Genomic DNA, 13,770 nt, shown 5'->3' with positions numbered 1-13,770 from the left:
ATGTCAGCACTCGCCCCACCCGCCTCCGGCGCGCCCGCGGCGGTCCGCGACCGGCCCGCCCCCCGGCTGCGCAAGCCCCGGCCCGCGCGCTCGCCGTGGCTGCACGTCGCGATGCTCCCGGTCACGCTGCTGTGGCTCAGCCCCATCGTGTTCGTGCTGTTCGTCGCCGTCCGCTCCTACGACGACATCGCGGGCCGCGGCCTGGGCGCGTTCCCGGCCACGTTCAGTCTCGACGGCTTCGCCACGGCGCTGACCCAGGGCGGCGTGCTGCGCTCGCTCGGCAACAGCGTGCTGGTGACGGTGTGCGCGGTGCTCGCCTCGCTCGCCCTGTCGTCCTTCGCCGCCTACGCCCTGAGCCGGTTCGACATCCCCGGGCGCCGCACCATCCTGCTCACCATGCTCGCCGGGAACCTCCTGCCCCCGCAGATCCTGCTGGTCCCGGTCGCGTCCATCACCGCCGCCCTGGGCATCGGCGACACGCTGACCGCGCTGGTCGTGGTGCAGGTCGGGTTCGGCATCGGCTTCTACACCTTCGTGCTGCACGGCTTCATGCGCGGCCTGCCGAACGAGGTCTTCGAGGCCGCCCGGCTCGACGGCGCCGGCCCCGGCGGCATCTTCTGGCGCATCGTGCTGCCCCTGTCGCGGCCGTCGCTGGCGGCGCTCGCGGCGCTGGCCACCACCTGGATCTTCAACGACCTGATCTGGGCGATGACGGTGCTGCGCACGGAGGCGAAGTTCCCGATCACGGCCGCCCTGCTCAACCTCCAGGGCGGCTTCTCGAGCGCGTGGAACGTGGTCGCGGCAGGATCGTTGATCGCGGCCGTGCCGACGGCCATCGTGTTCTTCCTGTTCCAGAAGCAGTTCGTGTCCGGACTTCTCGTGGGAGCCAACAAGTGACCTGGACCCTCCCGACCCGCACGGGTCAGTACGTCGTGGCCGAGGCCCCGCGCGGGGCCGGGCTGGTCGCCGTCGGCTGGGGACCGGCAGCGGCCGAGGCCGTGCCGCCCGTGGCGGCGACGTCCTCGTTCGAGGCCGACCTCGACCTGCTCCCGCTGGAGGCCACCGCGCTCGGCACCCGCAACGTGCACGGCGCCGAGCTGGTGGTCCGCCGTGCGGACGGCGTCCGTGGCGCGCGCCTCGCCCTGACCGGCGAGGTCGTCCTGACCCAGGACGACGACGGCGGCACCCACCTGGCCTGCCCGCTCGCCGACGAGGCGCTCGGCCTGGCCGTGACCCTGCACCTGCGCACCCACCCCGTGCACGATGTCGTGGAGAAGTGGGCCGAGCTGCGCAACCACGCCGGGCAGCCGATCGAGCTGCTCCGCGGCTGGGGCGGGGCGTTCACCGTGCCGACGTCGGGCGGGGCGGACGTCGCCCTGCTGGGCGGCGCGTGGTCACGCGAGCTCACGCCGTTCGCGGCGTCGCTGGGGGCGGGCACGCTGAGCATCGGCAGCCGCCAGGGCATCACGAGCCACACGTACGCGCCGGTGGTGACCGTGGTCCCCGCCGGGGCCGACGGCGTCCGGTACGGCGTCGCGCTCGCCTGGAGCGGCTCGTGGCGCATGGCGCTCGACGCCGTCCCCTTCGCCGGTCACGTCCGGGTCTCCGCGGGCCCCGACGACGAGTCCGGCATCCTCACCCTGGCACCCGGCGACGCCCTGACCACCCCGGTCCTCGCGGGAGTCCGGGTCGAGGGCGACGCCGACGACCTGGCCCAGGCCTGGCACGCCTACCAGGCGACGCTGGCCCGCACCCGGGGCCCCGAGCACCGGCCCGTGGTCTACAACTCGTGGTTCGCCACCACGTTCGACGTCCGCGTGGAGCACCAGCTCCGCCTCGCCGAGGCCGCCGCCGAGGTGGGCGCCGAGGTCTTCGTGGTGGACGACGGCTGGTTCCGCGGCCGCACGAGCGACCGCGCCGCACTGGGCGACTGGGAGGCCGACACCGACCGCATCCCCGGTGGCCTCGGCCCGCTGGCCGACGGCGTGACGCGGCTCGGCATGCGGTTCGGCCTCTGGGTCGAGCCGGAGGCGGTGAGCCCGGACAGCGACCTGTACCGCGCGCACCCCGACTGGGCGCACCACGTCGCGGGCCGCCCGCTGGAGACGCTGCGCCACCAGTACGTGCTCAACCTGGGCCTGCCCGAGGTCGAGGAGTGGGTGCTGGGCACGCTGCGCCGCCTGCTGACCAGCACGGACATCACCTACCTCAAGTGGGACATGAACCGCTCCATCGCCGACGGCGGCCGCACGTCCCCGGCGGGCGACGACTGGTCCTGGCGCCACACCCACGCGTACCACCGGATCCTCGACGCCCTGCGCGCCGAGTTCCCGCGTGTGACGGTCGAGGCGTGCGCGGGCGGCGGCGGGCGCATCGACCACGCCGTGCTCGCCCGGACGGACGTGGTCTGGCCCAGCGACGAGACCGGGCCGCGCGATCGGCTCGCGATCCAGCACGGGTTCCTGGGCGTGCTGCCGGCCTGGACCATGAGCTCCTGGGTCACCGACCTGCCCGACCTGCTCGACCCCGACCGGGAGAGCGCGCCGGCGAGCCTGGAGTTCCGGTTCGTGGTGGCGATGGCCGGGGTGCTCGGCATCGGCGCGGACCTGCTGGCCTGGGACGACGCCACCCGCGGGCGAGCGGCGTCGTTCGTCGGGCTGTACCGCGAGATCCGGCCGGTGGTGCACACGGGGCTGACCCGGCGGCACGGCGCACCGGCCGACGCCGCGTGCGCGGTCCAGTACGCCGGGGAGGACGCCGTGGTCGTGCTGGCCTGGCGCCGCGCCGGGGACGCCCCGCTCACGGTCCACCTCGGCGACCTCGACCCGGATGCCCGCTACCGCGTGCGGGGCACCGACGAGATCCGCACGGGCAAGGAGCTGGCGACCGACGGCCTGGTCGTGCCGTGGACCTGGCGGGACTGCGACGTCGTCGTCCTGGACCGGCTGTGAGCGTGCCCGCCGCCCGCCCGCTCACCGTCCGCACGGACCCCGCGCTCGGCGGCCGCTGGACCTCGTTGGCGACCCCGGAGCGCGAGTGGCTCTGGCGCAACCCCCGCGTCCCCGCGGCGGACCGGGTCGCGGTGGCGCCCGGCGACCCGTTCGTGGACGCGGGCGGCGCCGAGGAGTGCTTCCCCACGATCAACGGTCCGAGCGACCACGGCGAGGTCTGGTCGCGGCCCTGGACCACCGGCGCGCCGGGCGTGGCACGGGCCCGGGCCGGTGCCCTGGCCCTGACCCGCCGGCTCACCACGCACGACGGCGTGGTCCGCGCCGACTACACGGTCGACGGCCCGCCCGGCGCCGCCGTGCTGCACGCCGTGCACATGCTCCTCGACGTCGGCCTGGACGCGCGCCTGGAGGTCCCCGGGTGCCCGGACGTGCTCGTGGTCGAGTGGCCCGAGCCGGGTGCCACGACCGGCACGACCTGGCCCGACGGCGGGGGAGTGCCGCTCGACGCCCTGGGGCCCGACGACGGCACCGCCCGGTGCGCCGTCGTGGCGACCGACCGGGTCGACGTCGTGGACGGCGCCGACCGCCTGAGCGTGCGCTGGGGCACGCCCGGCTCGGCCCCGCTCTCGCTCGTCGTCTGGCGCAACCTCGGCGGCTGGCCCGAGGGGAGCCCCTACCGCTCGATCGGCGTCGAGCCGCTGCTGGGCGCGGAGACGAACCTGGACCGCGCCGCCCCGGACCGGCGGGCGCACCTGGACACGGCCGGGCGGCTGTCCTGGTACCTGGAGGCGGGCGCCTTCCGGTAACCGTCCCGCAGAATCTTCCACTGTAAGAATTTCCTCGCTACGATCGTCGGCGGTGCCAACGATGGCCGAACGAGGGAGTTTCATGCCGACCACCACGCCGACCTCTGTCCAGCTCTACTCGGTCCGGGACGCTGTCGCCGCAGACCTGGCCGGTGCCGTGGCGCGCCTGGCCGAGATCGGTCTGCGGTACGTGGAGCCGTACGGCTTCCACCAGCGCACCGACGACTACCTCCGGGCGTTCGCGGCAGCGGGCGTGAGCGCGCCGTCGGGCCACGCGCCCGTGCTCGCCGCCGACGCGCCCGAGGAGATCTTCGACGCCGCGGCCGCGCTCGGGATCGACACCGTGATCGACCCCTTCCTGCCCGCGGACCAGTGGCAGACGGCCGAGCAGGTGGCCCGGCTCGCCGACCGGGTGAACGCGCTGGCGGCGGTGGCGGCCGAGCGCGGCCTGGAGTTCGGCTACCACAACCACGCCTGGGAGCTGAGCACCCGCCTGGACGGCCGCCACGCGCTGGAGGTCTTCGTCGGGCACCTCGCGCCCGAGGTGGTGCTGGAGGTGGACACCTACTGGGCTGCCGTCGGGGGAGCGGACGCGCCGGCCCTGCTGCGGGGGCTGGGCGACCGGGTGCGGCTCGTCCACGTCAAGGACGGCACGCTCGACGGCGACGTGGACCGGCAGGAGCCCGCGGGCTCCGGCGACGTGGACGTCCCGGCCATCCTCGCCGCAGCCCCGGCGGCGACCCGCGTCATCGAGTTCGACGCCTACGCCGGCGACGTGTTCGACGGCATCGCACGGTCGCTGGCCTGGCTGACGGAGCACGACCGATGACCGCGCCGGCCGGTGTCGGCGTCATCGGGGCGGGCAACATCTCGACCCAGTACCTGGAGAACCTGACCCGGTACGCCGACGTCGAGGTGCGGTTCGTCGCGGACCTCGACCTCGCTCGGGCGGCGGCCCAGGCCGAGGCGTACGGCGTGCCGGCGTCGGGCACGGTGGACGAGCTGCTGGCGCGCGACGACGTCGACGTGGTCGTGAACCTCACGGTCCCCGCGGTGCACGCCGACGTGGGTCACCGGATCCTCGCCGCCGGGAAGCACGTGTGGAGCGAGAAGCCGCTCGCCCTCGACGCTCCGGCGGCCGCCGCCCTGCTCGCCGACGCGCAGGCGCGCGGCCTGCGCGTCGCGTGCGCCCCGGACACGGTGCTGGGCGCGGGCCTCCAGACGGCGCTGCGGGCGATCGCACGCGGCGACATCGGGGAGCCGCTCACGGCGACGACGATGTTCCACGTGCCCGGCCCGGAGTCGTGGCACCCGAGCCCCGGCTTCCTGTTCGCGCGCGGTGCGGGCCCGCTGTTCGACATGGGCCCCTACTACGTGACCACGCTCGTGCACGTGCTCGGCTCCGCGACCCGGGTGCAGGCGGTGGCCTCCACCTCACGCACGAGGCGGGTCATCGGCAGCGGGCCGCGGGCGGGCGAGGTGTTCGACGTCGAGGTGCCCACCCACCACGCCGCGTTGATCGAGTTCGGGCCGGGGCGGTCCGCACAGTCGACGTTCTCGTTCCAGCACGCCCTGCCCCGGTCGGGGTTCGTGGAGGTCAACGGCACCGAGGGCACCATCGTGCTGCCCGACCCGAACGGGTTCGACGGCGACTCGGCCCTGTGGCGGTACGGCTCCGACGAGCCGACGGTGCTGCCCGCGCAGGGCGCGGGGTACGGCCGCGGGGCCGGCGTCGTCGACCTGGTGCGCTCGATCCGCGACGGCCGCACCGAGCGCGCCTCGGGGGCTCTGGCGGCGCACGTCCTCGACGTCCTGCTCGCCGTCCGGGACGCGGCCGAGACCGGGCAGGCGGTGGAGATCGCCTCCGCCGTCGCACCGGTCGCCCCGCTCCCGGAGGGCTGGGACCCGGCGGAGGCGACGGGGTAGCGCGCGCGGCTCACACGTCGGGCCCGCGGCTCGGCAGCAGCCGCTCCAACAGCGCCAGCGACCGGCGGACGTCCACGGCGTCGGGGTCGAGCAGCCACTGCAGCTGGAGCCCGTCCGACGCCGCCGCGACCAGCGCGGCGGCGTCGTCCGGGTCGACGTCGGCCGCGATCGTGCCCGCCGCCTGCCCGGCCCGGACCCGTCCGGCGAGGTCCGTGCGCACCCGGCGGAACCGCTCCCGCACGAACTCGCGCGTCTGGGGGTGCTGCTGCGCCTGCAGGGCGTCGGTCGTGAGCGTCGCGTACAGCTCGACCAGGCCCGGGATCGAGCGGTTCCGCTCGGCGCTGCGCTCCATCATCGCCACCGCCGAGACCTCCTGCGGCGCCGACGGCAGGTGGGCCGTGGCGTCGCGCACCGTGGCCTCGTGCGCCCGGTAGACCTCGACCAGCAGCTCGTCGCGGTTCGCGAAGTAGTAGCGCAGCGCCGCGTGCGAGACCCCGATCGCCTCGCCGATCGCACGCAGGGACGCCCCCACCCCGCGCTCGGCGAACACGGCGATGGCGCTCGCGAGGATCTGCGCGCGCCGCTCGGGGGCCTTGCGGTACGACCGCGCCCGGTCTGCCGTGTCGCCGTTCACCATGGGGGCCATCGTACGAACGGATCGTACGAACGGACGGGACGGCGGGAGCGGGCGGAATGCCGGGCGACCGCCCGGGGTTGCCGACCGTATGAGCACATTCGGCATCATCGGAGCAGGAAACATCGGCAGCCAGGTCGCCCGCGTGGTGATCGCGCAGGGTCACGAGGTGGTGATCGCCAACTCCCGCGGGCCGGAGACGCTCGCCGGTCTCGTCGAGGAGCTCGGGCCACGGGCCCGCGCGGCCACGGCCCAGGAGGCGGCCGAGGCAGCGGACGTCGCCGTCGTCTCCGTCCCGCTCAAGGCCTACCGTGACATCCCGGTGGAGCCGCTGGCCGGCAAGATCGTGCTCGACACCAACAACTACTACTGGGAGCGCGACGGCCACGTCGAGGCGCTCGACCGCGGCGAGGCGACCACCGCGGGCCTGCTGCAGGAGCACCTGCCCACGTCGAAGGTCGTGAAGGCGTTCAACCAGATCGTCGCGGCGAGCATCACCACCGACGGCACGCCCGCCGGGACGGAGGACCGCCGGGCCCTGGCCACCGCGAGCGACTACCCGGAGGCCGTCGAGCTGGTCACCCGGATCTACGACGAGGCGGGCTTCGACACCGTCAGCGCCGGCCCGCTCAGCGAGTCGTGGCGCTTCGAGCGCGACCGCCCGGCGTACGTCTCCCGGCAGAACGCCGAGGAGCTGCGGGAGAACCTGACCAAGGCGCAGCGGGTCCTCTGACCGCGCCCGGGGCCTAGGCCCCGAACGCCTCCTGCGCGACCGGCTCCCACGCACGCCAGGTGCGCAGCCGGTCGGCGTAGATCTGCTCGACGTCGGCCAGCGGCTTGCCGAGGAAGACGTGCAGCGGCGGCTCGGGTGCGTCGGCGATGCGCAGCAGCGCGTCGCGGGTCGCACGCGGGTCCCCGAGCTCGAACTCCGGCGCCGTGGCGACGCGCACCTCGGCGTAGTCCGGGTGCTCGGCGCTGACGCGCAGGCCCGGGCCGAACCCGGTGGCGTACGGTCCGGGCTCGACGTTCGTGACGTGGACGCCGAAGGGTGCCACCTCCTGGGCGAGCGCCTCGGTCAGTCCCTCCACCGCCCACTTGGAGGCGTGGTACGCGCCGAAGCCGGGAAAGGCCCGGACGCCCCCCTCGCTGGTGACCTGGAGGATCCGGCCGGAACCCTGCGCGCGCAGCACGGGCAGCACCGCCTGGGTGACCCAGACCGTGCCGAAGAAGTTGGTGTCGAGCTGCTCGCGCAGCTCCTGCTCCGTGATCTCCTCGACCATGCCGACCTGCCCGTACCCGGCGTTGTTCACGACCACGTCGAGGCGCCCCAGCCGCTCGACGGCGTGCTCCACGGCGCCGAGGACGGCGGCCCGGTCGGTGACGTCGAGCGCGATCGGCACGAAGGCGTCGCCGTACGCCTGGCTCAGGGGTTCGAGCGCGCGCACGTCGCGGGCGGTGGCGGCGACGTGGTCCCCGCGGTCGAGCGCGGCCTCGGCCCACTCGCGGCCGAGCCCTCGGGATGCTCCGGTGATGAACCATGTGGTGTGCATGCCTCCATCGTGCGGCGGCGCCAGCCATTCCACCAGCGACTCTTTCGCACGCAAGACATGACCGAACAGCATGGCTCATGATGGGCCCATGGCTGAGCTCACCGTCACCGCGCTGCGCGTGGTCCACGCCGTGGTCGGCACCGGGTCCTTCACCGCGGCGGCCGACCTGCTCGGGTACACCCAGTCCGCCGTCTCCCGCCAGGTCGCGGCGGCCGAGTCCGCGGCAGGCGCGGCGCTGTTCGTGCGCGGTGCGCGCGGCGTGGCGCCGACCCCGGCGGGTGCGCTGGTGGCGCGCCGCGCCGCCGTGGTGCTCGCCGAGCTCGACGCCGTGGGCACGGACCTGGCGGGGCTCGCCGACCCGCTCGGCGGTCGCGTGGTGCTGGGTGCGTTCCCCACGGCGGCGTGGGTCCTCGCGCCGCGCGCCGTCGCGGCCGTGCGGCAGCGGCACTCCGGCGTGACCGTGCAGCTGCACGAGGCGTCGACCCCGGCGCAGCTACGCGCCCTGCGGTCGGGCCGCCTCGATGTCGCGGTCATCGGCATGGGCGCCGACCTGCCCGCCTACGACCTGGACGGGCTGCGCCGCGACCATCTCGTGGACGGCCGGTCCCTGGTGGCGGTGTCGCGGGAGCACCGGTTCGCGGGGCGCGACCAGGTCCCGGTCGCGGAGCTGGCCGACGAGGAGTGGGTGGTCGGCACGGGGCTGCGCGGCGACCCGCAGTTCGGGGCCTGGCCCACCCTGCTCCGGCCCCGGGTCGCGTACACGGCGCGCGAGTGGCTCGCCCGGCTCGGGCTGGTCGCCGCCGGGCTGGGCATCACGACGCTGCCCGAGCTCGCCGCCCCCGGCCTGCCGGCCGACGTCGTCACCGTCCGCGTCGACGACCCCGCCTGGCTCGGCCGGGCGGCGGTGGCCGTCACCCGGGCCGACCGGTCCGCCGCGGTGGACGCGGTCGTGGCCGTGCTCCGCGAGGTCGCCCGCGGGCTGCGCTGACCACGGTCGGATAACCTCCGAGGATGCCCTCCCGCGCCGACGATCCCTGGTCCGCCGTCGCCGACGACTGGGGCCGGTACTGGGGCTCCTTCGCGCGGCCCGTGTGGGAGCCCCTGCTGCGAGCCGCCCGGATCGGCGCCGGGTCGCGGGTGCTCGACGTCGGCTGCGGCAGCGGCGAGCTCCTGGAGCACCTGCAGGACCAGGGCGCTCAGGCCCACGGCGTGGACCCGGCGCGCCGCATGGTCGAGCTCGCGCGGGCGCGCGCCGTGGGCGCGGACGTCCGGCGTGGCGACTTCGAGCACCTGCCGTTCGAGGGCGGCCGCCTCGACGCGGTGCTCGCCGTGAACGCCTTCCAGTTCGCGGCGGAGCCGGACGACGCCCTGGCCGAGGCGGCCCGCGTGCTGGTGCCCGGCGGCGTGCTCGGCCTGGCCGGGTGGGCCGAGCGTGCGCGGAACGACCTCGACGCGCTGAACGCCGCGCTCGCCGAGGCCGACGGCGAGGAGCCGCCCGAGGACGGCCCGCTGCGGGTCGAGGGCGGGCTCGCGGCCGTGCTCGGCGACGCGGGCTGGACGGTGCTCGACGAGGGGGTGACGTCGGTGCCGTGGGTGGTCCGCGACGGTACGGACCTGGTGCGCGGCATCCTGTTCGGGGAGTCGCCCGCGACCGTCGAGGAGCTCGCCCCGGTGATCCTGGGTGCGGCCGCGCCGTTCCGGCGCCCGGACGGCAGCTACCGCCTGGTCAACGCGTTCCGCTGGGCCGTGGCACGCCGGCCTTCCTGAGAACGGTTATCATCCTGGCGGTGCCGTGACGGCGCCGTCGGACCACCGGGAGGAGCACCGTGCGCGGACGCGTACCCGTCGTGACGCTGACCGGGCACCTGGGCGCGGGCAAGACCACCCTGCTCAACCACCTGCTGCAGCAGCCGGGCGCGCGGGTCGGCGTGGTGGTGAACGACTTCGGGACCGTCAACGTCGACGCGGGCCTGGTCACCGGCCAGGTCGACGAGCCGGCGTCGATCGCGGGCGGCTGCCTGTGCTGCCTGCCCGACGCCGGCGGCCTCGACGACGCGCTGGAGAAGCTCACGCACCCCCGCCTGGGGCTCGACGTGGTGCTCGTGGAGGCGAGCGGCATCGCGGACCCGGTGACCCTGTCGCGCCTGATCCGGTTCAGCGGCGTCGAGCGGGTGCGCCCCGGGGGAGTGGTCGACGTCGTGGACGCCGTGGAGCACTTCGGCACCGTGGACCGCGGCGGTGCGCCGCCCGCGCGGTACGCGGTGACGTCGCTCGTCGTGGTCAACAAGACGGACCGGCTGCCTGCCGCGGAGCGGGAGCGCACGCTCGCGCGCATCGAGGCTCGCGTGCGGGAGCGCAACCCCGCGGCCCAGGTGGTCCGCACGTCGCACGGGCGCGTGGACCCGGCCCTGGTCTACGACGCCGCCTCCACGCAGGACCCGCCCGACCAGCTCCCGCTGGCGGCGCTGCTGCGCGACGCCCGGGCGCACGACCACGAGCATGCCGACGCCGTGACGGTCGCGGCGCCCGGTCCGGTCCGCCCGGGCCTGCTGGTCGACCTCCTGGAGGATCCCCCGCCGGGCGCCTACCGGATCAAGGGCCGGGTCACGGTCGACACCGGGCGCAGCCTGCGCGGCTACGTCGTCAACGTGGTGGGCCGCTCGGTGCACGTGGCGAGTGCCGCCGGACGAGGCGACGGCGGCCCGGGCGAGCTCGTCGCGATCGGCATGCACCTTGAGGTGGGCCAGGTGCGGGCGCGCCTGGAACGCGCCCTGACACCCGCCGAGCGGCCCGACGCCGCGGGCTTCGCCCGGCTCCAGCGCTACCGGCGGCTGAGCGACTGAGCACGTGCGGCTCGCCGGGGAGCCTAGGGTGGGTCCACGTGAACCGCATGCCTGCCCCGGCCAGCCCGAACCAGCCGATCCTGCGGGTACCGGGAGTGCGGCCCCTGGTGTTCCTGTCGCTCCTCGGCTTCGCGGGGTACGCGCTCCTGCTGCCGACGGCGCCCCTGTGGGCCGTGCACGGCGGCGCCGACGAGGGCGGTGCGGGGCTCGTGAACGCCGTGCTCATGCTGGCCACGGTGCTGTTCCAGACCACGGTGCCGTGGGCGCTGCGCCGCGTGGGCTGGCGCACGACGCTGGTGGCCGGCGTGCTGCTGCTCGGCCTGCCGTCGCTCGCGCTCGTGCTCACCGACCAGCTCGGCTGGATCCTGGCCGCCTCCGCCGTGCGCGGCGCGGGGTTCGCGATCGTGACGGTGTGCGGTGCGACAGCGATCGCCGAGCTCGTCGACGCCGCGCGCCGGGGCCGGGCGATCGGCGTCTACGGACTCGCGGTGGCCGCCCCGCAGGTGCTGCTCACGCCGACCGCGGCCTGGATCGCCGGGAGCGTCGACTTCCGGGTCGTCTTCGTCGCCGGCGCCCTGCCCGCCCTGGCGGTGCCGTTCGCGGCCGCCCTCGGCCGGCGCCTCGACGCCACCCCCGGCCACGCGCCCGCAGCCGGGGGCCGGGCGGCGCCCCGGGCGCGGACCCTGCTGGCCCTCGCCCTGCCCTCGGTCGTGCTGCTCGCGGTGACGACGCCGGGCGGCGCGCTGCTGACGTTCGCCCCGCAGCTCGGCCACGGTGCCGTCGCGGCGATGGCCGGCCTGCTCGGGCTGACGACCGCCGCCGCGCTGTCGCGGTGGCTCGTCGGGGGCCTGGCCGACCGGTACGGACCCGGCCGGTTCGTGCCGCCGCTGCTCGTGCTGTGCGCCGGCGGTCTCGCGCTGTGCGCGTGGGCGCTCACGGGCAGCGGTCCGGGCGCTGCCGGGCTGGTCACGGGCATGACGCTCGTCGGCGTCTCGTACGGCAGCCTCCAGAACCTGACCCTGGTCACGGCGTTCGCCGCGGTGCCCGACCGCGACCGCAGCCTGGCCAGCGCGGTGTGGAACATCGGCTTCGACGCGGGGACCGGGCTCGGATCCCTGGTCGTCGGCTTCGTCGCGGCCGGGGCCGGCTTCTCCGTCGGCCTGCTGACCACCGCCGCGCTGTGCGTGGTGGTCGCCGGGTGCGCGGTGGCGGGCCGGCGGAGAAGCTAGGCCGTCAGGCCAGGGCGGCCGCCAGCGTCGCGGCGACCTGGCCGGGCGACGGCATGGCCGCCACCTGGTCGGCGACGGCGCGGGCCGCCGCGGCGTGCGTGCCGTCCGACCGCAGCGCGGTGACCGCCTTGGCGACGGCCTGCGGCACGTCGGCGCCGGGCGGCACGGCGATCCCCGCCCCGGCCCTCTCGACCGCGGCCGCCTGGAGGAACTGGTCGGCACCCTGCGGCACCACGACGAGCGGCAGGCCGCGGGCCAGGGCGCCGAGCGTGGTGCCGGCGCCGCCATGGGTGACCACGAGGTCGACGTCGTGCAGCAGGTCCGCGAGCGGGGTGAACGGGGCGAAGGTGATGCCGTCGTCGTCGAGGTCGTAGTCCTCGGCTCGCGCGGTGAGGCCGAGGGTGATCACCAGGTCGGCGCCGGTGGCACGCAGCTCGGCCAGGATCGGGGTCAGCACCGCGGGGTCGGAGAAGTGGGTCCCGAACGTGACCAGCACCCGTGCCCGGTCGCCGCCGCGCGGCCCGGCGGCCGGGGCGGGCCCGGCGGCGCCCGGGCCGCGGTGGGGTTCGGGCCGGAGCGGGAGACGAGTGGCGGCCGGCGCCCAGCCCGGTGCCTGGAGCAGGTCGGGGCACGGGTCGACGTACCAACGGGCCGGGACCGGGGTCAGCCCCCGTGCGGCGTAGCGGGCGGCGGCCACCTCGGCGATGCCGTCCGTGAACTCGGGCGGGACCGCCGGGCCGAAGGCGTGGGTGGCGAGCGGGACACCCAGCGCCGCCGCGACCAGGGGGCCCACGAAGTCCATCGCCTCGGCCACGACGAGGTCCGGCGCCCACTGCCGGGCCGCGGCCAGCGCCTCGTCCGCGGTCAGGTCGATCCGGGTGCCCGCGAAGAACTCCGCCACGGCCTCGGGTGTCGGGTTCGCGGCCGCGTCGACGCCGGTCCGGCGGCCCGACTCCGCGAAGAGGACGTCCGCGGCGGGTCCCGCCGGGAGCAGCTCGATGCCCTCGGGTGCCAGGACCGGGGCGAAGACCCCGGCCGTCAGGACCGCCACCTGGTCGCCGCGCTCCTGGAAGGCGCGGGCCAGCGGGAGCAGGGGCAGCAGGTGTCCGTGGGCCGGGGTGCTTGAGAAGAGTATCCGCATATTGATTAGCGTACTGCTTCATCCAATGGGCGACGTTGTCCCTGCTCAGGCGTCGCCGTCCCCGATGTCGCACAGCGCGAACAGGACCTCCCGGCGCAACCAGTCCTGGCATGCCGGCCACCCCCAGCCGAGGCCGCGCAGCCGTAGCCAGGACTCCGGGCCGAGGTAGTAGGTCAGGACGTCGGTGGCCCGCGTCGTCGTCAGGCCCGGGCGCAGCGCTCCCACCGCGTCCAGCCGCTCGACGATCCGCCGGAACCGCTCGCGCAGCAGGCGCTCGGTGCCCTCGAACGTCTCCCCGATGACCGGGTCCACCGCGGCGTTGCCCACCAGCACGGCCATGAACCGGCCGTGCCGCCGCACCAGGTCCCCGGTACTGCGCACGGACAGGTCGACGATGGCGCGGCCGTCGGACGCCTCGTCGATGGCGGCGAGCGCGGCGCCGATGCTGCCGTCCTCGGCCGCGCGCTCGGTCAGCCCGCGGATCAGCGCCGTCTTGCTGCCGAACGAGGCGTAGACGGTGCCCTGCGCGACCCCGGCCTCCTGCGCGATGCGCCCGATGGTCACCCGGGAGTACCCCTGCTCCGCGAACAGCGCCTCCGCGGCGTCCAGGATCGCGGTCCGGGTGGAGGCGGCGGCGCGCTCGCGCACGGGGGAACGGTAGGTACGTGGCACGTCCCCACTGTAGAAGGG

Annotated in this window: 13 protein-coding genes and 1 pseudogene; 10 read left to right on the top strand and 4 right to left on the bottom strand. The window is 75.7% G+C overall.

Going from position 1 to position 13,770, the window contains the following annotated elements:
• From ACIG47_RS25325 to ACIG47_RS25305, 5 genes are all read left to right on the top strand, one after another.
• Entirely contained in the window at positions 1-897 is an 897-nt protein-coding gene (locus ACIG47_RS25325; RefSeq protein WP_397433846.1) for a carbohydrate ABC transporter permease, read from the top strand.
• On the top strand, positions 894-2,951 hold the full coding sequence (locus ACIG47_RS25320) for an alpha-galactosidase (RefSeq protein WP_397433845.1): 2,058 nt from the start codon (positions 894-896) through the stop codon (positions 2,949-2,951). Before ACIG47_RS25325 ends, ACIG47_RS25320 begins: the two co-directional genes overlap by 4 nt.
• Complete coding sequence (locus ACIG47_RS25315) at positions 2,948-3,757, top strand: hypothetical protein (protein ID WP_397433844.1); 810 nt, start codon at positions 2,948-2,950, stop codon at positions 3,755-3,757. The genes ACIG47_RS25320 and ACIG47_RS25315 overlap by 4 nt, the downstream gene beginning before the upstream one ends.
• Positions 3,758-3,839: 82 nt before the next feature.
• A complete protein-coding gene (locus tag ACIG47_RS25310) occupies positions 3,840-4,586 on the top strand; it encodes a sugar phosphate isomerase/epimerase family protein (protein WP_397433842.1) in 747 nt (248 codons plus the stop codon).
• Positions 4,583-5,683: a Gfo/Idh/MocA family protein gene (locus ACIG47_RS25305; RefSeq protein ID WP_397433841.1), complete on the top strand. Its 1,101-nt coding sequence runs from the start codon at positions 4,583-4,585 to the stop codon at positions 5,681-5,683. Before ACIG47_RS25310 ends, ACIG47_RS25305 begins: the two co-directional genes overlap by 4 nt.
• 10 nt (positions 5,684-5,693) lie before the next feature.
• Here ACIG47_RS25305 and ACIG47_RS25300 read toward each other — a convergent pair whose 3' ends face one another.
• A complete protein-coding gene (locus ACIG47_RS25300) occupies positions 5,694-6,320 on the bottom strand; it encodes a TetR/AcrR family transcriptional regulator (protein ID WP_397433840.1) in 627 nt (208 codons plus the stop codon).
• A gap of 76 nt (positions 6,321-6,396) precedes the next feature.
• Between ACIG47_RS25300 and ACIG47_RS25295 the strand changes: the two are divergent.
• A pseudogene (locus ACIG47_RS25295) lies at positions 6,397-7,050 on the top strand (NADPH-dependent F420 reductase); the annotation flags it as partial.
• A gap of 13 nt (positions 7,051-7,063) precedes the next feature.
• On the opposite strand, the gene ACIG47_RS25290 reads toward ACIG47_RS25295, so the two are convergent.
• Complete coding sequence (locus ACIG47_RS25290) at positions 7,064-7,867, bottom strand: SDR family NAD(P)-dependent oxidoreductase (RefSeq protein WP_397433839.1); 804 nt, start codon at positions 7,865-7,867, stop codon at positions 7,064-7,066.
• A gap of 88 nt (positions 7,868-7,955) precedes the next feature.
• On the opposite strand from ACIG47_RS25290, the gene ACIG47_RS25285 reads away from it, so the two are divergent.
• The 4 genes from ACIG47_RS25285 to ACIG47_RS25270 are packed head-to-tail and all read left to right on the top strand — an operon-like array spanning position 7,956 to position 11,939.
• A complete protein-coding gene (locus tag ACIG47_RS25285) occupies positions 7,956-8,855 on the top strand; it encodes a LysR family transcriptional regulator (RefSeq protein ID WP_397433837.1) in 900 nt (299 codons plus the stop codon).
• 23 nt (positions 8,856-8,878) lie between these two features.
• Positions 8,879-9,634, top strand: a complete 756-nt coding sequence (locus ACIG47_RS25280) for a class I SAM-dependent methyltransferase (RefSeq protein ID WP_397433836.1) — start codon at positions 8,879-8,881, stop codon at positions 9,632-9,634.
• A gap of 59 nt (positions 9,635-9,693) precedes the next feature.
• Complete coding sequence (locus tag ACIG47_RS25275; RefSeq protein WP_397433835.1) at positions 9,694-10,710, top strand: CobW family GTP-binding protein; 1,017 nt, start codon at positions 9,694-9,696, stop codon at positions 10,708-10,710.
• 47 nt (positions 10,711-10,757) lie between these two features.
• On the top strand, positions 10,758-11,939 hold the full coding sequence (locus ACIG47_RS25270; protein ID WP_397433881.1) for an MFS transporter: 1,182 nt from the start codon (positions 10,758-10,760) through the stop codon (positions 11,937-11,939).
• A gap of 4 nt (positions 11,940-11,943) precedes the next feature.
• On the opposite strand, the gene ACIG47_RS25265 is transcribed toward ACIG47_RS25270, so the two are convergent.
• Both ACIG47_RS25265 and ACIG47_RS25260 read right to left on the bottom strand, forming a co-directional pair.
• Positions 11,944-13,080 carry a glycosyltransferase gene (locus tag ACIG47_RS25265; protein ID WP_397433833.1) on the bottom strand — a complete coding sequence of 379 codons (1,137 nt, stop codon included), beginning with the start codon at positions 13,078-13,080 and terminating at the stop codon, positions 11,944-11,946.
• A gap of 45 nt (positions 13,081-13,125) precedes the next feature.
• Entirely contained in the window at positions 13,126-13,752 is a 627-nt protein-coding gene (locus ACIG47_RS25260) for a TetR/AcrR family transcriptional regulator (protein WP_397433832.1), read from the bottom strand.
• Between the last annotated feature and the right edge of the window lie 18 nt (positions 13,753-13,770).

This window comes from Promicromonospora sp. NPDC052451, assembly GCF_044547525.1.
Lineage (GTDB): Bacteria > Actinomycetota > Actinomycetes > Actinomycetales > Cellulomonadaceae > Promicromonospora.
The sequence above is the reverse complement of the archived record's forward strand: the minus strand, read 5'-3'. Positions and strand labels throughout refer to the sequence as shown.

Bases quoted from the DNA above. Each gene is read 5' to 3' on its own strand.
- ACIG47_RS25325 (WP_397433846.1), top strand. From the start codon at position 1: ATGTCAGCACTCGCCCCACCCGCCTCCGGCGCGCCCGCGGCGGTCCGC.
- ACIG47_RS25310 (WP_397433842.1), top strand. From the start codon at position 3,840: ATGCCGACCACCACGCCGACCTCTGTCCAGCTCTACTCGGTCCGGGAC.
- ACIG47_RS25305 (WP_397433841.1), top strand. From the start codon at position 4,583: ATGACCGCGCCGGCCGGTGTCGGCGTCATCGGGGCGGGCAACATCTCG.
- ACIG47_RS25300 (WP_397433840.1), bottom strand. From the start codon at position 6,320: ATGGTGAACGGCGACACGGCAGACCGGGCGCGGTCGTACCGCAAGGCC.
- ACIG47_RS25290 (WP_397433839.1), bottom strand. From the start codon at position 7,867: ATGCACACCACATGGTTCATCACCGGAGCATCCCGAGGGCTCGGCCGC.
- ACIG47_RS25285 (WP_397433837.1), top strand. From the start codon at position 7,956: ATGGCTGAGCTCACCGTCACCGCGCTGCGCGTGGTCCACGCCGTGGTC.
- ACIG47_RS25280 (WP_397433836.1), top strand. From the start codon at position 8,879: ATGCCCTCCCGCGCCGACGATCCCTGGTCCGCCGTCGCCGACGACTGG.
- ACIG47_RS25270 (WP_397433881.1), top strand. From the start codon at position 10,758: ATGCCTGCCCCGGCCAGCCCGAACCAGCCGATCCTGCGGGTACCGGGA.
- ACIG47_RS25265 (WP_397433833.1), bottom strand. From the start codon at position 13,080: ATGCGGATACTCTTCTCAAGCACCCCGGCCCACGGACACCTGCTGCCC.